Source organism: Starkeya nomas, assembly GCF_902703545.1.
Classification (GTDB): Bacteria; Pseudomonadota; Alphaproteobacteria; order Rhizobiales; family Xanthobacteraceae; genus Ancylobacter; species Ancylobacter moscoviensis.
The window spans coordinates 937261-956716 of record NZ_CACSAS010000001.1 but is presented as its reverse complement, the minus strand read 5'-3'; the positions used below and the strand labels follow the sequence as shown (position 1 = coordinate 956716).

The window sequence follows — 19456 nt, the reverse complement described above, 5'->3', positions numbered from 1 at the left end:
CATGTAAATCCGCAGCAATACTTGTTCCGCCACCTCCCGCTCATGACGCAGGGTCAAGAAGCGGCTGGAGCGCCTCGGCCAGCTCGTCGTCGGTCACGGTCGACAGCTGCTTCATGAGTTTGGCCGCCTCGGTGCGCCGGCCGGGCCGCATCACCAGCACGACCGTCTCGGCGCCGCCGCAGGCCGGATCGCCGCACGCGATCTCGCTGATCGAGATGGTGGTTTCCTCGCCCACGCCCAGCAGCACGCGCGCCTTGGCGGCGAGTTCGCGCGCGGCGTCCGGTGCGGCCTCGCCGGCCGATCCCCGGCGGAAGAACAGACGTGCCATGCCTACCTCTCGCGTCCCGTCGCGTCGCGCCCCTCACCGCAGGGAGTTAAGCGCCCGGTGCGGACGGCGCAAGCCGCGGACGCGAGCACCGTCGCCGGCAAAGTAAAAACGCAGGATGCAATAGTTTAGAACTATAATAATATCGGAAGATAATCGTTGTACATGACGAAAAGCACGCGTATTTATCCTCGCAACGCCGACGACGAACCGCGAATACCACTCGCGATCATCGAACTTACCGGCAAATCCTTCGCGAGACCCTTATCCCGGCAGGTCTCGTGAACCGCGCGGGACGACGGCACGCGCTCCCTCAGCTGTCGTCCCGCGCCATTTCACTCTCATCCCCGGCCGCCCACGGACCGGCCCACGCCTCCGGCGCGGGGCGGTTCAGCCATTGCAGCGCGCCAAAGGCTGCCGCGAAGCCGGTGGCGAAGCTCGCCTGCAGGAGATAGCCGCCGGTCGGCGCCTCCCAATCCAGCATCTCGCCGGCGGCGAAGACGCCGGGACAGGCGCGGAGCATGTGCCGCTCGTCGAGCGCGGCGCGCACGATGCCCCCGGCCGAGGAAATCGCCCGCTCCAGCGGCGCCATGGCGGTCGCCGCCAGCGGAACGGCCTTGATCCGCCGCGCCAACGCCTCCGGCTCGGCCGGCAGCGGGAACGCCGCCTCGCGCAGGAGACCCGCCGCGGCGGGGGCAAGGCCGGCCGCCTTGCGCAGCCGGTTCGCCAGCGTCTCGCCCTTGCGGGCGCGCGCCAGCCGGGCCGCGAGGGCATCAAGGCCGAGGTCCGGCCGCAGGTCGATCTCGAAGACGACCTGCCCCTCGCGGGCGATGGCTTCCCGCAGCCGGGCGGACTGGGCGTAGACCGCGCCGCCCTCCAGCCCGGCGGCATCGATCATCGCCTCGCCGCGCACGCTCACCCCCTCGACCGCGAGCGCGATGCGCTTCAGCGGCTCGCCGGCGAAGCGGGTGCGGAACGCGTCCGACCAGCCGATGCGCACGCCGCTGTTTGCGGCACGCAGCGGCGCGACGGCGATGCCCTGCTCCTCGAGGATCGCGACCCAGCCGCCGTCGCTGCCGAGGCGCGGCCAGCTCGCGCCGCCCAGCGCGAGGATGGCGACGTCGCAGGCGACCTCGCCTTCGCCCTCCGGGGTTTCGAAGCGCAGCGCTCCCCCGGCGCCCCAGCCGAGCCAGCGGTGCCGGCTCGCCAGCCGCACGCCGAGCCCTTCCAGCCGCCCGAGCCAGGCGCGCAGCAGAGGCGACGCCTTGAAGCTCCTGGGGAAGACGCGGCCGCTCGACCCGACGAAGGTCGCCTCGCCGAGCCCTTCGGCAAAGGCGCGCAGCCGGCCGGGCGGGAAAGCGTCGATCATCGGCGCCAGCCACTCCGCCGCCGCGCCGTAGCGGGCGAGGAACGGCGCGCGCGGCTCGGAATGGGTGAGGTTCAGCCCGCCGCGCCCGGCGATGAGGAATTTTCGCGCCGGCGAGGCCATGCGCTCATAGACCGTCACCCGGTAGCCGGCCCGCGCCAGCGTCTCGGCGGCGATCAGACCCGCCGGGCCGGCGCCGATGACGGCTACCGAGGGAATCCGCGAGTCGCTGTCGTGGCTTGGAATCACCGGCTGAGCTTTCGATTCAGGGTTAACGCGGTCTTAATTCCGCAGTGCCGCCAGCCGCTTGGGCCGGGGAACGCGGTGGGCGATTCCGCTGGTGGAAGAGGTTCCGCGACGGCTTCAAACACCGATTCAACAGTCTGACGAACTGATTCCGGAACCTGGTGCAACGCCATGTATTCTCACGGCATTTCCGTTGAGGCGAGGTCGCTGACGCGCAGGCTCACCTGCGTGCGCCCCTGCCAGGTGTCGAGATCGAGCGTTCCGGCGACATGGACCTGCTGGCCGCGCGCCGCCATCAGCGCCTGACCGAGCGGGGCGTTGGCCGCGCGGAAGGCGACGCCGGAGATGACCGCCCCGTCCGAGCCGCGCAGGCGCACCCGCACCTGATCGGCATTGCCCGCCTCGGCATAGACGACGCGATGGGCGGGGAAGGCGAAGACGGGCTGCGGATTGCCGGCGCCGTAGGGCCCCGCCCGCTCCATGAGGTCGACGAGATCCGGCGTCGCGCCGGCCGCCGAGAGGGCGCCGTCGATCATCGTCTCGTCCACCGCCCGCGCCTCCTCGACGGAGACGGTCAGCGCCTCCTCCAGATAGGCGCGCAGGTCCCCGAGCCGGTCGCGCGCCACGGTGAGGCCCGCCGCCATGGCGTGGCCGCCGCCCTTCACCAGAAGGCCGAGCTCGACCGCCCCGCGAACCGCCCGGCCGACATCGACGCCGGGGATGGAACGGGCCGAGCCGGCGCCGGTCTCGCCGGTGAAGGCGATGGCGAAGGCCGGGCGGCCGAACTTCTCCTTCAGCCGCGCGGCGACGAGGCCGACCACGCCGGGATGCCAGCCCTGCCCGCTGGAGAGGATCACCGCCCCCTCGCCCGCTAGACCGAGGGCGGCCTCGGCTTCGGCTTCCGCCTCGGCGACGATGGCCCGCTCGACCTGCTGGCGCTCGGTGTTCAGCCGGTCGAGCTCGGCGGCGATCGCCTGCGCCTCGATGGGATCGCGGGTGAGCAGCAGCCGGGTGCCCAGACCCGCGTCGCCGATGCGCCCGCCGGCATTGATGCGAGGGCCGAGCAGGAAGCCGAGGTGCCAGGCCTTGGGGGGGCCGGAGAGGCGCGCGGCGTCCATCAGCGCCGTGAGGCCGGGGCGCTCGCGCTTCCTCAGCTGGAGGAGGCCCTTGGTGACATAGGCCCGGTTGAGGCCGAGCAGCGGCACGACGTCGGCCACCGTGCCGAGCGCCACGAGGTCGAGGCTGGCCAGCAGGTCCGGCTCGGGCCGCTCCGCGTTCCACCAGCCGCGCCGGCGCAGCTCCCGCACCAGCCCGACCGCCACCACGAAGACGAGGCCGACGGCGCACAGGTGCCCGAGGCCGGAGAGGTCGTCCACGCGGTTGGGGTTCACCAGCGCCTCGACCGCGGGCAGCGTCTCGCCCGCCTGATGATGGTCGATCACCACGACGTCGAGGCCGATCTCGCGGGCGCGGGCGAAGGGCTCGAAGCTCATCGTGCCGCAGTCGACGGTGACGAGCAGGCTCGCGCCGCGCGCGGCCAGCGCCTCGATGGCGGGAATGTTCGGGCCGTAGCCCTCGAAGATGCGGTCGGGAATGTGGAAGGCGGGATCGAGCCCGCCGGCGAGCAGCACCTCGACCAGCAGGGCGGTCGAGGTGGCGCCGTCCACGTCGTAGTCGCCGAACACCGCGACGGATTCGCCCTTCACCACCGCGTCGGCCAGCCGGGCGACGCAGGCGCCCATATCGGTGAGCGTGTCGGGATCGGGCAGCAGGCGGCGCACGGTCGGGTCGAGCCACGCCTCGACCTCGTCGATGCCGACGCCGCGCCCGGCTAGCACGCGGGCGAGGATCTCCGGCACGCCGTGACGCTGCACCATGGCGAGGGTGGCCTGCGCGGCGCGCGCGTCGAGGCGCTCGCGCCAGAAGCGGCCCGTGACCGAGCGGGAGACGCCGAGGAACGGCCGGGGCGCCGGCGCGGCGGTGGGAAGGACGAGACTCATGGCCCGCAGGATAAGCACGATGCGCCGCGCGCATGAAGCCGTTCCCCGCGCACGGCACGCCTGCGCCGCGGTTTTCGCCCGGCCAATAGGAGCCGCGACGCGGGCGGGGAGCGTCATCGCTCCGTCATCGCTTCGTTGCTTGGCCGACATGGCGGCGGGTCAGGAAGGGCGCTCCCGGCTTCGCCGCCCCTTCCCAACGGAGAACCGCCATGGCCCGCATCGTCTCCCGCCACTCCCTGCTCGCGAGCGCCGCGCTGGCGCTCGTCGCCCTCGCCTCCTCCGGCGCCCGTGCCGACCAGACCTACCCCGCCACCCTCGCCGGCCACGCCGTGCTGCCGGCGGAGAGCTTCATCGAGATGCCGGCCGACGCGCCGGAAGACCTGAAGACCTCCGGCAAGTACACGACCGGCAAGCGCGTCGAGGCCATCGGCACGGTGGAAGGCAAGTCCGGCGGGCGTCCGACCGGCGTCTCCGTGCCGTTCAAGGGCCAGCCGCGCCAGGGGCATTCGGGCGTCAAGGTGATGCCGGACGGCACTTTCTGGATCCTCACCGACAACGGCTTCGGCTCCAAGGCCAACAGCCCGGATTCGGCGCTCTATCTCAACCGCTACAAGATCGACTGGGCCACGGGCGCCTTCGAGCCGGTCGAGACCGTCTTCCTCACCGACCCCGACAAGAAGGTGCCGTTCCGCATCGTCCATGACGGCACCGAAAAGCGCTATCTCACCGGCTCCGACTTCGACCTCGAGAGCTTCCAGATCATCGGCGACGACCTGTGGATCGCGGAAGAGTTCGGCCCCTTCCTGATCAAGGCCGACAAGACCGGCAAGGTGCTCGCCGTGTTCGACACGGTCGCCGGCGAGGCGCCGGTGCGCTCCCCCGACAACTACCTCGTCGCCTCCGCCGGCGCGCCGAACCAGCCGGCCGAGTTCAACGCCCGCCGCTCCAAGGGCTTCGAGGGCATGGCCGCCTCCAAGGACGGCAAGTTCCTCTACGCCCTGCTCGAAGGTCCGCTCTGGGACGCGGCGAAGAAGGACTGGCAGAAGACCGCCGACGGCAAGGAATTCCTGCCGATCCTCGAATTCGACATCGGTCAGCAGAAGTGGACCGGCCGCGTGTGGCAGTACGTGCTGGAGCAGAACGGCAACGCGATCGGCGACTTCAACATGATCGACGGCACCACCGGCCTGATCATCGAGCGCGACAATGCCGAGGGCACTGCCGACAAGGCCTGCGCGGAAGGCACCAAGGGCCCGGACTGCTTCCACGACCTCGCCAAGTTCAAGCGCGTCTACAAGGTCGAGCTGACGGATGCGAATGTCGGCCAGCCGGTGCGCAAGATCGGCCATATCGACCTGATGAAGATCGCCGACCCCGACAAGAAGGCCCGCAAGCCGCTCAATGACGGCGTGCTGACCTTTCCGTTCTTCACCATCGAGAATGTCGACGTGGTCGATGCCACGCACATCGTCGTCGGCAACGACAACAACCTGCCCTTCTCGTCGAGCCGCGACCCGAAGAAGGCGGACGACAACGAGATGATCCTGCTCGAAGTCGGCGATTTCCTGAAGGCCAAGTGAGGCTTCCACCGGACGCCGTCATGGCCGGGCTTGTCCCGAAGCCGGCAGTTGCCGGCTTCGGTTGTTGGAAGCGGAACTCAGGCAAGCTTGAGTTCCGGCCATCCACGACTTCAGACAGGCAGAAGAGAGGCGTGGATCCCCGGGCCGAGCCCGGGGATGACGTCAGGCCTTTGTCAAATGGCGCTCCGTCACGCCGTATCGGGCAGCGTGGTGGTCGGCTTGCGCAGGATCAGCGCCACGCCCACCACCATGACCAGCGCGCCGATGATCTTCACCGGCGACGGATCGTCGCCGATCAGCACGATGCCGAAAAGCACGGTGAGCAGCGGGTTGAGCATAGAATAGGGCACCACGGCATTGATCGAATGCCGCTGCAGCAGCCAGTACCAGATGCCATAGGCGATGATCGACGAGCCGACAGCACTGTAGAGGACCGAGAACCAGCCGTTCCAGCCGGCGGTGGCCACCATTCCCCAACGATCCGCCTCGAAGATCCACGACGCCAGCAGGAGCTGCGGGACCGAGAACAGCGACGACCAGCCCATCATCGTCATCGGCCGGATGCCCGGCATCTGCTTGACGATGAGGTTCGTCACCGCCCAGCCGCTGGCGCTCACCACCAGCAGCACCAGCGACAGGGGCGGCGGCAGCGTGGGGCCGGCTGCGAGGATCACAATGCCGGCGACCGAGATGACGAGGCCGGCGAGCCGGACGAGACCGAGCGGCTCATGCAGCCAGAGGCAGGCCAGCAGCGTCGCGATGGGCGCGCCCAATTGGATGACGACCGCGCTTGTTCCCGCCTCGGCATGCTCCAGCGCCGCGAAGAGCAGACCGAAATGGATGGTGCCGAAGGTGACGGACACCAGCAGCACGCCGGGCAGCTGCCTGCGCGAGAGGCAGGTGAACGGCACCAGCAGCGCCGAAACCAGCGTGAAGCGCAGCGCCGTGGTCAGCATAGGCGGGAGTTCCGCCACGCCCAGCTTGATGACGATCATGTTGAGCGCCCACAAGCAGATCACGGCGACGGCGAGCAGCTTGTCCCTGAGCGGCATTGCGGACCAGAAGGCGGGAGGACGCGGAAAGGCGGCCTCTGGGCGAACCGCTAGCCGCCGGCGCGGCATTCGAGTCGCGCGCGACAATGCCGCTGATAACGTTCCACCGTTCGCGTGCAAAGAGGCCGGCGGCAAGATCAGCCCTGCGTGCCCTTCATGGCACAGGGCGCGCGCTCGCCTTCTTGCGTGAACCGGCGGGCGCACTATGGTGCGCGCCATGCTCAACCTGTCCCTGCTCGGCCGCCTCGACTTCCGCCACGCCGCCCCGACCCGCCCGGCGCTTCCCGCCGGCCGTCACGATCTCGGCCTGTTCGACGAGCGCGACTATGTGCTGGTCGTGCCGGAGGGCATCGATCCGGCCCGGCCGACGCCGCTGATGACGCTGTTCCACGGCGGTGGCGGCAGCGCCGAGAAGATCATGCCGATCATGCGCCGGCATGCGGAGGAGCGCGGCTTCCTGCTGCTGGTGCCGCAGTCGCAGTTTCCCACCTGGGACATCGTGATCGCCGGCAACGGGCCCGACCGCGAGCGGCTCGACCGCGGCCTCGCGGAGGTCGCCTCGCGCTTCACGCTGGACCCGGACCATTTCGCCTTCGCCGGCCATTCGGACGGCGGCAGCTACTCGCTGTCGACCGGGCTGAGCAACGGGCAGATCGTCTCCCACATCCTCGCCTTCTCGGCCGGCTTCATGACCGTGCTGGCACAGGAGGGCTCCCCGAAGGTGTTCGTCGCCCACGGCCAGCAGGACACGCAGACGCCGATCAACACCGCCGGCCGCGCGCATGCCGCCAAGCTGCGGGGCGCGGGCTACGAGCTCACCTATATCGAGCATCCCGGCCCGCACGCCTCGCAGCCGGACATGGTGCAGCTCGGGGTGGACTATTTCCTGAAGGGCGCGGCGCGGGCGTAATCCCGTTTTCGTCGGCCGTCATCCCGGACGGCCAAGGCCGGCCCGGGATCACACGCAGGATGGAAAGCGATCCCGGCTCTCCGCTACGCTCCGGCCGGGATGACAAGGGTTGAAGGCAGTCGCCCGAGGCCGCCGGCCATTACCCACACCACGTCGTGCCCGGCCATGACGGCCTTCAGATCGGCACCGCCGGAAAACAAAAAGGCCGGCCCCGTGGCCGGCCTTCCCTCATGCGTCGGCGAAGGCGCGCTCAGGCGACCTTCTTCACCGTCTTGGCAATCTCGGCGAGATCGGCCTCGTACTTGGCGACCAGCGCCGCGAAGGCCTCCGGGCTCTGCTTCAGCGCGACCGACACGTCCGAGGCCCAGGTGGTGTGGCGCAGGGTGAAGGTGGTGGTGGCCGAGGAGCCGTGCTTCTTCGAGAAGCGCACGTTGAGCTTGAACGGGATCGGCTCGGCGGCGAGGTAGCTGGTGGTCGGGTGCTCCTTGACGAAGGCCGCGAAGGTCTCGGCGACCTCCCTGAACTTGTCGGCCTCGATGAGGGCGTCGATCTTGGCCAGCAGGGCGGGAAGCGCGGAATGGGGGGCGGGCATGGGTCGTTCCCTTTGGCTTTGGCAATTGGCTTTGCGTTCTCCCGGCCGCAATCGCATGGACCGCGCACCGGCGACGCTCTGGTATACAGCACACCGAGCCGTCGCCAAAGCCCCCCGGCGGCCGTGAACGGGCTTTCCGGAAGGGCCATTCCAGGGAAGCCAGCGCAAAGAAAAGGCGGGGCGCTCGCGCACCCCGCCCGGAACGGAACGGCGACCGGCGGTCTCAGCCGAGATGGAACTTGGAGAGGTCGCGGTGCTCGGCCTCGATCCAGCGCACCGTGCCGGTGGCCGAACGCATGACGACGGTGTGGGTCTTCACCACGCCCTTGTCGTACTTCACGCCCTTGAGCAGGTTGCCGGTGGTGACGCCCGTCGCCGCGATCAGGCAGTCGCCGCGCACCATGTCGGTGATGGTGTAGATCTTCTTCGGGTCGCTGACGCCCATCTTCTTGGCGCGCTCGCGCTTCTCCTCGGTGTCGAGGATGAGGCGCGTGTACATCTCGCCGCCGATGCAGCGCAGGGCCGCAGCCGCCAGCACGCCTTCCGGCGCACCGCCGGTGCCGAGATAGATGTCGACGCCGGTCTCTTCCGGGTTGGTGGTGTGGATCACGCCGGCGACGTCGCCGTCGGTGATGAGCTGCACGGCCGCGCCGGTCTTGCGCACCGCCTCGATGATCGCCGCGTGGCGCGGACGGTCGAGGATCAGCGCCGAAATCTCGGACGGCTTCACGCCCTTCGCCTTGGCGAGCGAATGGATGTTGTCCTCAGGCGAAGCGTCGATATCGATCGTGCCCTTGGGATAGCCGGGGCCGATGGCGATCTTCTCCATGTAGACGTCCGGCGCGTAGAGCAGCGTGCCGCCCTCGGCCATCGCCATGACGGCGATGGAGCCCGGCATGTTCTTGGCGCAGAGCGTGGTGCCTTCGAGCGGGTCGACGGCGATGTCGACCGCCGGGCCCTTGCCGGTGCCGACCTCCTCGCCGATGAACAGCATCGGCGCCTCGTCGCGCTCGCCCTCGCCGATGACGATGCGGCCGGCGATGGGCAGGCGGTTCAGCTCGCGGCGCATGGCGTCCACCGCCGCCTTGTCGGCCGCCTTCTCGTCGCCGCGGCCGCGCAGGCTCGCGGAAGCAACCGCCGCACGCTCGGTGACGCGCACCAGCTCAAGCGTCAGGATACGCTCGAGCGCCTGGCCCGCCTTGACCGTAATCTCCGCCATCGTCCCAGCCCTCTCAGTCCTTCTCGATCCGTATCACCTGCGGCGGCGAGGCGATGACGCCATCGAGATCGATGGCGTCGATCGCGCGGCGCACCGCGTCTTCGTTGGTGGCGTAGGTGATGAGCACCACCGGCGCCGGGTCTTCCGCGCTTTCCGCGCGCTCGCCGCCATGCGGGCGGCCGCGCCGGTGCTGCATGATGGACTCGAGCGAGATGTTCTGCTCGGCCATATGGCGGGCGATGGCCGCCGCCGTTCCAGGCCGGTCGACCGCCGCAAGGCGGATATAATACCCACCTTCATGACGCTGGATTGCTGCCTTCTCCGCCGGCCGCAGGGTTTCCGCCCGCCAGCCGAAGGGCGCGCCGCCCCGGCCGGCGGCGACGTCGCACAGATCGGCGACGACGGCGGAGGCCGTCGCGTCGCTTCCCGCGCCGGGACCGACCAGCGTCAGCGCCACCGCGTCGCCGTCGATCGCCACCGCGTTGGTGACGCCGGAGACCTGCGCGATGGGCCAGTGCTTGGGAACCATGGTGGGGTGCACGCGCAGCTCGACCGCATGGCCGGTGCGGGCGGCGACGCCGAGCAGCTTGATGCGGTAGCCGAGCTCGTCCGCCGCCTCGATGTCGGCGAGCGTGATGGTGCGGATGCCCTCGACGTGGATCGCGTCCGGGTCGGGCTTCACGCCGAAGGCGAGCGCGGCGAGCAGGGAGAGCTTGTGGGCGGTGTCGAAGCCGTCGACGTCGAAGGTCGGATCGGCCTCGGCATAGCCGAGCTGCTGCGCCTGATCGAGGCAGGTGTCGAAGGACAGCCCCTCCTCCTGCATCCGCGTCAGGATGTAGTTGCAGGTGCCGTTGAGGATGCCCGAGACGCGGGTGATCTCGTTGCCGAGCAGCGCCTCGCGCAGGGTCTTGATGACGGGGATGCCTCCGGCGACCGCCGCCTCGAAATGGATGCCGACGCCCTTCTCCTCCGCTGCGCGGGCAAGCGCGACGCCGTGATGGGCGAGCAGCGCCTTGTTGGCGGTGGCGATGTCGTGGCCGGCGGCGATGGCCGCCTCGACGGCGGCCTTGGCGACGCCGTCATGGCCGCCGATCAGCTCGACGAAGACGTCGATATCGGGATCGCGGGCCAGCTCGACGGCGTCGTCGTACCAGCGCATGCCGGAAAGGTCGCAGTCGCGGTTGCGCGAACGGTCGCGCGCGCTCACCGCCACCACCTCGACCGGCCGGCCGATCCGCGCCGCAATCACGTCCCCGCGCCGGGCCAGCATACGCACCACGCCCGCGCCGACCGTACCGAGGCCGGCGATGCCAATTTTCAGCGGCAGCGCCATAGTTTGTCCGAACTCAACAAAAGACCAGGAAACGGCGCCGCCCGAGAGGAGCGAGCGTCAACGCGCCGCGGCGAGAGGGACGACGTTGTGCAATGTTTCCGCGCCCGTTTCAAGGAAGCGGCGGACATTGCGGGCCGCCTGACGGATGCGCTGCTCGTTCTCCACAAGGGCGATGCGCACGTAATCGTCGCCATGCTCGCCGAAGCCGACACCCGGCGCGACGGCGACGTCGGCCTTCTCGATCAGCAGCTTGGCGAACTCGACGCTGCCGAGGTGGCGGAACTTCTCGGGGATCGGCACCCAGGCGAACATGGAGGCCGAGGGCGAGGGAATGTCCCAGCCGGCCTTGCCGAAGCTGTCCACCAGCACGTCGCGGCGCTTCTTGTAGACCGAGCGCATCTCGGCGATGCAATCCTGCGGACCGTTGAGCGCGGCGGTGGCCGCCACCTGGATCGGTGTGTAGGCGCCGTAGTCGAGATAGGACTTCACCCGCGCCAGCGCCGCGATGAGGCGCTCATTGCCGACCGCGAAGCCCATGCGCCAGCCGGCCATGGAGAAGGTCTTCGACATGGAGGTGAATTCCACCGTCACGTCCATCGCGCCGGGCACCTGAAGCACGGACGGGGGCGGCACATCGTCGAAATAGACCTCGGAATAGGCGAGGTCGGAGAGCACGATGAGATCGTGCTTCTTCGCGAAGGCGACGACGTCGCGGTAGAAATCGAGATCCGCCACGCAGGCCGTCGGGTTCGAGGGATAGCAGAGCACCAGCGCCAGCGGCGAGGGAATCGAGTGCGCCACCGCGCGCTCCAGCGCATGGAAGAATTCCGGCCCCGGCTCGCACGGCACCGAACGGATCGCCGCTCCCGCCATGAGGAAGCCGAAGGCGTGGATCGGGTAGCTGGGATTGGGCACGAGGATCACGTCGCCCGGAGCGGTGATCGCCTGCGCCATGTTGGCGAAGCCTTCCTTCGAGCCGAGGGTCGCGACCACCTGCGTGTCGGGATTCAGCTTCACGCCGAAGCGGCGCTCGTAATAGGCCGCCTGCGCGCGGCGCAGGCCCGGAATACCCTTGGACGCCGAATAGCGGTCGGTGTGGGGCTTGCCGATGGTCTCCTTGAGCTTCTCGGTCACATGAGCCGGGGCATCGAGATCCGGGTTGCCCATGCCGAGGTCCACAATGTCGGCGCCGGCGTTACGGGCGGCGGCCTTCACGCGGTTGACCTGCTCGAACACGTAAGGCGGCAGCCGGCGGATACGATGGAAATCGGTCATGGGTCTCAAGCTCCAAGCCGTTCCTTCTCTCATGGGAACGGCGCAACGAGCGCTACATATCACTCTTCATGCGCCCGCACATCGACGGATGTCAGCCTAAATGGGCAGAAGAATGATGTCCCTGCCGGGAATTACGGCTGATCCTGACTTTCTTCTTCCTCGATCTGCCGCTGCAGCTTGCTCTCGCGTTCGCGGGCGAGCGTTTCAAGGTCCTGCTGCAGCTTGGAGGACTGATCCTTGCTCATCACCGGCATGTCGCCGACCTGGGCGGGCGCACCGAAGCTGGGATAGGGCTTTTCCTTCTCCTTCTCGCGCCCCTTGGGCGCCGGGGCGGCGCGCGAGCCGTCGGTCTGCGCCGTCAGCGGCGCCGTTCCGGCTGATGCGGCTCCGGTTGATTCGGAGGTGGAGGCGGGGCTGGAGGTAGCCGTGTCGAGGGCGTCGTTCGATATTCCGCCCGAAGCGCAGCCGCCGAGCAGCAGCCCGGCAAGAACGAGCACGGCGGCTCCCGGACGGCTCCAACCCTTCCAATCCCTGCGGCGCAAACCCGGCCTCTCCGAAACTTCCGGCAACGCTTTCCCCCTCCGGCCTGTTACGCACTCGCTAGCACCGGATGGCGCGTCTATTATGGCTACCTATGAACGCACCTACCCGCGGGGACAAGCGGTGAGCAACCGTCGCACGAGCAGGATACCGGCCAATCCTTCGATGCCCAAGCCAGCAATTCCACCCGTCGCTTCCGAACCCGCGCCCCAGACACCGCCAGCGCCTCCGGCGAAGGAAACCGCTGGCGCGAAGCCGGCCGCGGCATCCAAATCCGTGAAGGCATCGGCCGCCAAGCGCGCGCCAGCCAAGGCAGCGGGCAAGGCCTCTGCCCCCGGCTCGGTTGAGCCCAAGCTCGCGCCATCCAAGCCGAGCGCAGCGGGCAGGTCGCGGCAGGTCGCGGCGACGTCAGTGGCCACGCCGACCGCTACCAAGCCGGCCGCTGCGAAGGCAACCACCGCCAAGGCCACCTCCGCCAAGATGCCTTCCGGCAAGGCTTTGTCTGGCAAGACTTCATCCGGCAAGACACCGCCGGCCAAGACGCCGCCGGCCAAGCCGGCAGCGAAAGCGGCGACCAAGCCGGCGGCGAAGATCGCGGCACCGAAGACCGCAACCTCCGGGACCGCTGCGCCGAAGGCTCCGGCGTCGAGGCGCCGTACCGGGGAAAGGCACGCCGCCTCGAACGTGCCCACGCCGACGGCGCCCGCCCCCACGTCCCCCTCCCCGAAGACCGCCTCGGCGAAAGCCGGCAAGGCCAAGGCCCCTGCCGCGCCGGCACGAGCCGGTGCCCGCGGTGCGACCCCGGTGAAGACGTCACCCAAGACGCCCGCGCCGCCAGCCGCATCCCCGCCCGCGAAAGGCGAGGCGACGGCGACGACGCCGCCCACCGGCAACCCCGCCGCCGCCAAGCGCGCCCGCGCGGCCGCCGTCCGGCGTGGGACGACCACGCGGCGCGGCGCCACGATTCCGACGGCCGCCCCCCGTGCCCCGCTCCAGCCGCCGCCGACCCGGCCGGCACCCGCCGCCGCTCCCATGCCGGCCCCGCACGCCTCGACCACCCCCGAGGAAGCCGCACGGGCCGCGGCCGGGCCCATCGACCTCGAGGTCTTCGCGGCCAATCTGGCGCGCATGATGGAGGAGGGCGGGCGGGCCATGGCCGCCTATCTGCGCCCGCGCGAGGACGGCCGGATCAAGGACGAGGTCGCCGAGGACCTCGCCGACGTCGCCAAGACGCTCGGCAATGTCGCGGAATACTGGCTCGCCGATCCGCAGCGGACGGTGGAGGCGCAGTCGCGGCTGATCGGCGGCTACCTGTCGCTGTGGTCCTCGGCGCTGAAGAAGCTCAGCGGCAAGAAGGCGCGCCCGGTCGTCGAGCCCGGCGCGCGCGACGGGCGCTTCGTCGACCCCGAATGGACCTCCAACCCGTTCTTCGACGCCCTCAAGCAGGCCTATCTGCTCACCGCCAACTGGGCGGAGAACATGGTCGAGGAAGCCGAGATCGAGCCGCACACCAAGCACAAGGCCGAATTCTACGTGCGCCAGATCGCCAGCGCGGTCTCGCCCTCGAACTTCGTGCTCACCAATCCCGAGCTCCTGCGCACCACGCTGGCCTCCAACGGCGCCAACCTCGTGCGCGGCATGAAGATGCTCGCCGAGGACATCGAGGCCGGCGGCGGCGACCTGAAGATCCGCCAGACCGACAACTCGAAGTTCCGGGTCGGCGAGAATCTCGCGGTGACGCCCGGCAAGGTGATCTTCCAGAACGAGCTGATGCAGCTCATCCAGTACGCGCCGCAGACCGAGACGGTGCTGGAGACGCCGGTGGTGATCATCCCGCCGTGGATCAACAAGTTCTACGTGCTCGACCTCTCCCCCGAGAAATCCTTCATCCGCTGGGCGGTGGCGAACGGGCTGACGGTGTTCATGGTGTCCTGGGTCAATCCCGGCCCCGAACTCGCCGGCAAGAGCTTCGACGACTACATGCGCGACGGCGTGCTGACCGCCTTCGAGGTCGCCAAGAAGGCCTGCGGCACCGAGCAGTTCCACGCGGTGGGCTATTGCGTCGGCGGCACCATGCTGGCGATGGCGCTCGCCTGGCTGGCGGCGGCGGGCAAGGATGTCGGCGTGCGCAGCACGACCTTCCTCACCACCCAGGTCGACTTCACCTATGCGGGCGACCTGAAGGTGTTCATCGACGAGGAGCAGGTCGCCAATCTCGAACGCAAGATGCTGGAAGCCGGCGTGATGGAAGGCCGCCAGATGGCGAACGCCTTCAACATGCTGCGGGCCAACGACCTGATCTGGCCCTATGTCGTGAACAACTACCTGAAGGGACAGGCACCCTTCCCGTTCGACATTCTCTACTGGAACGCGGATTCGACACGCCTTCCCGCCGCCAACCACTCCTTCTATCTGCGCAATTGCTACCTCGATAACAGGCTTGCCCAGGGCAGCCTTATGTTAGCCGGCAAAATGCTCAAGCTGAAGGACATCGACATGCCGATCTACAGCGTGGCGACCCGCGAGGACCATATCGCGCCGGCCGCCTCGGTGTTCCTCGGCGTGCAGCTCTTCGGCAATTCCGGACGCTTCGTGCTGGCCGGCTCCGGCCACATCGCCGGCGTCATCAACCCGCCCGAGCGCGGCAAGTACCAGTACTGGACCGGCGGCCCGCCGACCGGCAGGCTCGACGACTGGATCGCCAAGGCCGAGATGCATCCGGGATCGTGGTGGCCGGACTGGCTCGACTGGATTGAACGGCAGGACGGGCGCCGCGTGCCCGGGCGCGTGCCGGGCACGGGCCCCTTCCCCGCCATCGAGGACGCGCCGGGCAGCTATGTGAAGGTGAAGGCGTGAGCCGTATTTCCGCGGCAACGCTGGTGGCGCTGGGCCTCGCCCTGCCGTCGCTGGAGGGCACTCCGGCGGCCGCGGCCAGCTTCGATTGCGGCCGCACGCGGACGCCGGACGAGCGCGCCGTCTGTGCCACCCCCGCCCTCTCGGCGCTCGACAGCGAGATGGGCGCCCTCTGGTACGCCTATAGCCGTTTCCCGCTGCTGATGGGCGCAAGCGGCGCCCGGCGGGACGACGCGCAGGCTTTCCTGACCGCGCGCGGCGCATGCGGAGCCGATGCGGCCTGCCTCGCCCGCCTCTATGAGGCGCGCATCGCCACGCTGAAGGAGCAGGTCGCCAGCGCCATCGGCAATCTGGCGCGGCAGGCCGATGCCGATGCTCCGCCCGCTCCCCCGGCGCCGCAGCCGGTGATCGACCGCATCGCCGCCTTCGGCCGGCAATGCCGCGAACTCGGCGGCACCCTGAAGGGCAATGCCGCCCCGGAAACCATGACCGGCGACCTCGATCGTGACGGCAGGCCCGATTACGTGCTGAACAGCGCCAACCTGCGCTGCGAAGGCGCGGCCACCGCCTTCTGCGCCAATGACGGCTGCACGGTCGCCATCGCCCTGTCGAGCGCCGGCTACGCGCCGCTCGACCTGCGCGGGGCGAACCCGACGCTGGCGCAGGAGGGCGATGCCACCACGCTCGCGCTTTGGGTCGATCGCTTCGCGTGTGACGGCGCCAAGCCGGGCGACGCCTGCTGGAGCACGTGGCGATGGGACGGCTCGGCTCTCAAGGCGAGCCTCGCCGTCCATCCGCAGTGAGCGGCCGGGAATGAACGCTCAGGGGAAGAGAGCGATCTGCTCCAGCCCCAGCGTCTCGGGATAGCCGAGCACGAGGTTCATGTTCTGCACCGCCTGGCCGGAAGCGCCCTTCACCAGATTGTCGGTCGTCGCAATGACGATGACGCGGTCGGGCGCGCGGTCCTGGATCACGCCGATGAAGGCCATGTTGGAGCCCTTCACGAAGCGCGACTGCGGAACCTGGCCCAGCGGCAGGACGTGGACGAAGGGCTGCCCCTTGTAGAAGTCGGCCAGGACGCGATGGACGCCCTGCGCGCCGACGCCCGCTCCGGTCTTGAGGTAGATCGTCGCGTAGATGCCGCGGCTCATCGGGATGAGGTGCGGGGTAAAGCTCGGCACGATGCTGCGGCCGGCGGCCTTGGAGAACTCCTGGTCGAGCTCCGCCATGTGGCGATGGCTTCCCACGCCATAGGCGTGCATGCCGTCCGTCACCTCGGCGTAGAGCAGCGACTCCTTGGCGGAGCGGCCGGCGCCGGTGACACCGCTCTTGGCATCGATGACGATCTGCTCGGGGTCGATGGCGCCGGCCTCGATCAGCGGCACCACCGGCAGGATGGCGGTCGTGGTGTAGCAGCCGGGATTGGCGACCAGCCGGGCCTTGCGGATATCGTCCCGGTATAGCTCGACGACGCCGTAGACGGCCTCCTGCTGGAGCTCCAGAGCCTGATGCGGATGGCCGTACCAGCGCTCATAGGCGCCGTCGTCGCGCAGCCGGAAGTCCGCAGAGAGATCGACGACCTTCACATGCGGCGCGGTCTCGAAGACCTTCTTGATCACCAGCTGGGTGGTGCCGTGAGGCAGCGCGCAGAAGACGAGATCGACGTCCTTCCACGCCACCTCCTCGATGGTGATCAGCTTCGGCAGCGCGAAGGGCGCGAATTGCGGGAACACGTCCGCCACCGCCTGCCCCGCCTTGCGGTCGGCGGTGAGGGCGACGATCTCCACGCGCGGATGGCGCAGCAGCAGGCGCAGCAGCTCCGAGCCGGTGTAGCCCGAGGCCCCGAGGATGGCGATCCGCGCCTTGCTCTCCGTCATGGTGGCATTCCTTCCTGCCGGCGCGGCCCGCCACGATGACGGCCTGCGCGCATGGACGTGCGCCATTACACCTTATGCATGTCCGGCGGAAGACGGCCGCACATGCACAAACGCATGATCCCCCTGCATCGCCGCCCCACTATGTTCACGGAGCGTTCCGGTTTAGGCTGACGCCTGCCATAGTGCTATGGACATCGAATCATTTTCCAAGAGATCCGAGCCAAACCCTCGCCCATGTCGAATTCCGACGACCTCTTCGCCGCCGCCCCTTCCCCGCGCCCGGCTCGTCCGGCCGCCAAGCCCTCCGCGCCTGCGGGACGGGGCGAGGCGACGCCCGGCGAGAACGGCTACACCGCTGCCCATATCGAAGTGCTGGAAGGGCTGGAGCCGGTGCGGCGCCGGCCGGGCATGTATATCGGCGGCACGGACGAGAAGGCGCTGCACCACCTCTTCGCCGAGGTGATCGACAACTCGATGGACGAGGCCGTCGCCGGACATGCCAGCTTCATCGAGGTGGAGCTGACCGAGGACGGCTTCCTCACCGTGACCGACAACGGCCGTGGCATCCCGATCGAGGAACACCCGAAATATCCCGGCAAGTCTGCGCTGGAGGTCATCCTCACCACGCTGCACGCCGGCGGCAAGTTCGACAGCAAGGTCTACGAGACCTCGGGCGGCCTGCACGGCGTCGGCGTCTCGGTGGTCAACGCGCTCTCCGACGTGCTGGAGGTCGAGATCGCACGGGGCCAGACGCTCTACCGCCAGACCTATTCGCGCGGCCTGCCGCAGGGGCCCATCGTGGAAGTCGGCCGGGTGCTGAACCGGCGCGGCACCCGCGTGCGCTTCCACCCCGACGCGCAGATCTTCGGCGAGGGCGCGCATTTCAAGCCGGCCCGCGTGTTCAAGATGGCGCGCTCCAAGGCCTATCTTTTCGGCGGGGTGGAAATCCGTTGGAGCTGCGACGCTTCGCTCGTCGCCGGCACCGAGATTCCGGAAAAGGCGACCTTCCGCTTCCCGGGCGGCCTGAAGGACTACCTCGCCGCCGATATCGCGGGCCACACGCTGGTCCATCCCGACATCTTCGCCGGCAAGACCTCACGTCCCGGCGGCCACGGCTCCGCCGAATGGGCGGTGGCGTGGCTCGGCGATGCGGACGGCTCGATCTCCTCCTATTGCAACACCATCCCCACCGCCGAGGGCGGCACCCATGAGGCGGGGCTGCGCTCGGTGCTGCTGAAGGGCCTGCGCGACCATGCCGAGCGCACCGGCAGCACCAAGCGCGCGGCGATCGTCACCACCGATGACATCATGGCCGGCTGCGCTGCCATGCTCTCGGTCTTCGTGCGCGAGCCGGAATTCCAGGGGCAGACCAAGGAAAAGCTCGCCACCGCCGAGGCGACGCGCATCGTCGAGACCGCCCTGCGCGATCCCTTCGACCACTGGCTCGCCGGCAACCCGGCACAGGCCAACCGCCTGCTGGACTGGGTGGTGGAGCGCGCCGAGGAGCGCCTGCGCCGCCGGCAGGAGAAGGAGATTTCCCGCAAGACCGCCGTGCGCAAGCTGCGCCTGCCCGGCAAGCTGGCGGATTGCTCCAACAATTCCGCCGCCGGTTCGGAACTGTTCATCGTCGAGGGCGACTCGGCCGGCGGTTCGGCCAAGCAGGCGCGCGAGCGGCAGACGCAGGCCGTGCTGCCGCTGCGCGGCAAGATCCTCAACGTCGCCAGCGCCGGCCGCGACAAGCTCGCTCAGAACCAGCAGATCGGCGACCTGGTTCAGGCGCTGGGCGCGGGCACCGGCGGCCAGTACCGCGAGGAAGACCTGCGCTACGAGCGCGTGATCATCATGACGGATGCCGACGTGGACGGCGCCCACATCGCCTCGCTGCTCGTCACCTTCTTCTTCCGCCAGATGCCGAAGCTGATCGAGAACGGCCACCTGTTCCTCGCCGTGCCGCCGCTCTACCGCCTGAGCCAGGGCGCCAAGACGCTCTATGCGAAAGACGAGGCGCACCGGGACCAGCTGCTGGCGACGGAGTTCTCCTCCCGCGGCAAGGTGGAGATCGGCCGTTTCAAGGGCCTCGGCGAGATGATGCCGGCGCAGCTCAAGGAAACCACCATGAGCCCGAAGACGCGCACCCTGCTGCGCGTCACCATCGAGGAGGCGGAGCGCGCCGCCACCGCCGACATCGTCGAGCGTCTGATGGGCAACAAGCCGGAAAGCCGCTTCGCCTTCATTTCCGAGCGGGCGGCCTTCGCCGACGAGGAACTGCTGGATATCTGAGGCAGAGA

At 69.1% G+C, this 19456-nt stretch carries 16 protein-coding genes; 5 read left to right on the top strand and 11 right to left on the bottom strand.

Translation table 11 applies throughout. The annotated features are described in order from the left end of the window. Nucleotides 1–40: 40 nt before the first annotated feature. The 3 genes from STARVERO_RS04565 to recJ all read right to left on the bottom strand — a co-directional run bounded on the left by STARVERO_RS04565 (nt 41) and on the right by recJ (nt 3937). Nucleotides 41–328, bottom strand: a complete 288-nt coding sequence (locus STARVERO_RS04565; protein WP_159598055.1) for a hypothetical protein — start codon at nt 326–328, stop codon at nt 41–43. Nucleotides 329–638: 310 nt separating this feature from the next. Next, nucleotides 639–1940, bottom strand: coding sequence for a BaiN/RdsA family NAD(P)/FAD-dependent oxidoreductase (locus STARVERO_RS04560; protein ID WP_244616575.1), 1302 nt, complete (start codon nt 1938–1940; stop codon nt 639–641). 176 nt (nt 1941–2116) lie between these two features. Then, nucleotides 2117–3937, bottom strand: a complete 1821-nt coding sequence (recJ, locus tag STARVERO_RS04555) for a single-stranded-DNA-specific exonuclease RecJ (RefSeq protein WP_159598054.1) — start codon at nt 3935–3937, stop codon at nt 2117–2119. 209 nt (nt 3938–4146) lie between these two features. Here recJ and STARVERO_RS04550 point away from each other — a divergent pair, with 209 nt between their 5' ends. Further along, nucleotides 4147–5517 carry an esterase-like activity of phytase family protein gene (locus tag STARVERO_RS04550; RefSeq protein ID WP_159598053.1) on the top strand — a complete coding sequence of 457 codons (1371 nt, stop codon included), beginning with the start codon at nt 4147–4149 and terminating at the stop codon, nt 5515–5517. 188 nt (nt 5518–5705) lie between these two features. On the opposite strand, the gene STARVERO_RS04545 is transcribed toward STARVERO_RS04550, so the two are convergent. Next, nucleotides 5706–6569: a DMT family transporter gene (locus STARVERO_RS04545; protein WP_159598052.1), complete on the bottom strand. Its 864-nt coding sequence runs from the start codon at nt 6567–6569 to the stop codon at nt 5706–5708. A 205-nt stretch (nt 6570–6774) separates the two neighbouring features. Between STARVERO_RS04545 and STARVERO_RS04540 the strand changes: the two genes are divergently transcribed. Then, the gene (locus STARVERO_RS04540) at nt 6775–7479 is read left to right on the top strand and encodes an alpha/beta hydrolase (protein WP_144342909.1); all 705 of its coding nucleotides are present in this window, start codon (nt 6775–6777) and stop codon (nt 7477–7479) included. 250 nt (nt 7480–7729) lie between these two features. On the opposite strand, the gene STARVERO_RS04535 is transcribed toward STARVERO_RS04540, so the two are convergent. The 6 genes from STARVERO_RS04535 to STARVERO_RS04510 form a co-directional block, all read right to left on the bottom strand. After that, nucleotides 7730–8071 (bottom strand): hypothetical protein, encoded by a 342-nt coding sequence (locus STARVERO_RS04535; RefSeq protein ID WP_159598051.1) that lies wholly within the window; start codon nt 8069–8071, stop codon nt 7730–7732. 223 nt (nt 8072–8294) lie between these two features. Beyond that, nucleotides 8295–9290 carry a class II fructose-bisphosphatase gene (gene glpX, locus STARVERO_RS04530; protein WP_159598050.1) on the bottom strand — a complete coding sequence of 332 codons (996 nt, stop codon included), beginning with the start codon at nt 9288–9290 and terminating at the stop codon, nt 8295–8297. 13 nt (nt 9291–9303) lie between these two features. Next, nucleotides 9304–10623, bottom strand: coding sequence for a homoserine dehydrogenase (locus STARVERO_RS04525; protein WP_159598049.1), 1320 nt, complete (start codon nt 10621–10623; stop codon nt 9304–9306). Between the two features lie 57 nt (nt 10624–10680). Next, nucleotides 10681–11898 carry an LL-diaminopimelate aminotransferase gene (locus tag STARVERO_RS04520; protein WP_159598048.1) on the bottom strand — a complete coding sequence of 406 codons (1218 nt, stop codon included), beginning with the start codon at nt 11896–11898 and terminating at the stop codon, nt 10681–10683. Nucleotides 11899–12029: 131 nt separating this feature from the next. Beyond that, nucleotides 12030–12395: a hypothetical protein gene (locus STARVERO_RS04515; RefSeq protein ID WP_159598047.1), complete on the bottom strand. Its 366-nt coding sequence runs from the start codon at nt 12393–12395 to the stop codon at nt 12030–12032. 147 nt (nt 12396–12542) lie between these two features. Next, entirely contained in the window at nt 12543–13190 is a 648-nt protein-coding gene (locus tag STARVERO_RS04510; RefSeq protein ID WP_159598046.1) for a hypothetical protein, read from the bottom strand. 376 nt (nt 13191–13566) lie between these two features. On the opposite strand from STARVERO_RS04510, the gene phaC reads away from it, so the two are divergent. Beyond that, the gene (gene phaC / locus STARVERO_RS04505; RefSeq protein ID WP_159601582.1) at nt 13567–15294 is read left to right on the top strand and encodes a class I poly(R)-hydroxyalkanoic acid synthase; all 1728 of its coding nucleotides are present in this window, start codon (nt 13567–13569) and stop codon (nt 15292–15294) included. Further along, nucleotides 15291–16094 carry a lysozyme inhibitor LprI family protein gene (locus STARVERO_RS23325; RefSeq protein WP_200837664.1) on the top strand — a complete coding sequence of 268 codons (804 nt, stop codon included), beginning with the start codon at nt 15291–15293 and terminating at the stop codon, nt 16092–16094. Before phaC ends, STARVERO_RS23325 begins: the two co-directional genes overlap by 4 nt. An 18-nt stretch (nt 16095–16112) precedes the next feature. Here STARVERO_RS23325 and argC read toward each other — a convergent pair whose 3' ends face one another. Then, nucleotides 16113–17168, bottom strand: a complete 1056-nt coding sequence (gene argC / locus STARVERO_RS04495; protein ID WP_144342916.1) for an N-acetyl-gamma-glutamyl-phosphate reductase — start codon at nt 17166–17168, stop codon at nt 16113–16115. 234 nt (nt 17169–17402) lie between these two features. On the opposite strand from argC, the gene parE reads away from it, so the two are divergent. After that, a complete protein-coding gene (gene parE / locus STARVERO_RS04490; protein ID WP_159598045.1) occupies nt 17403–19448 on the top strand; it encodes a DNA topoisomerase IV subunit B in 2046 nt (681 codons plus the stop codon). Nucleotides 19449–19456 lie beyond the last annotated feature (8 nt).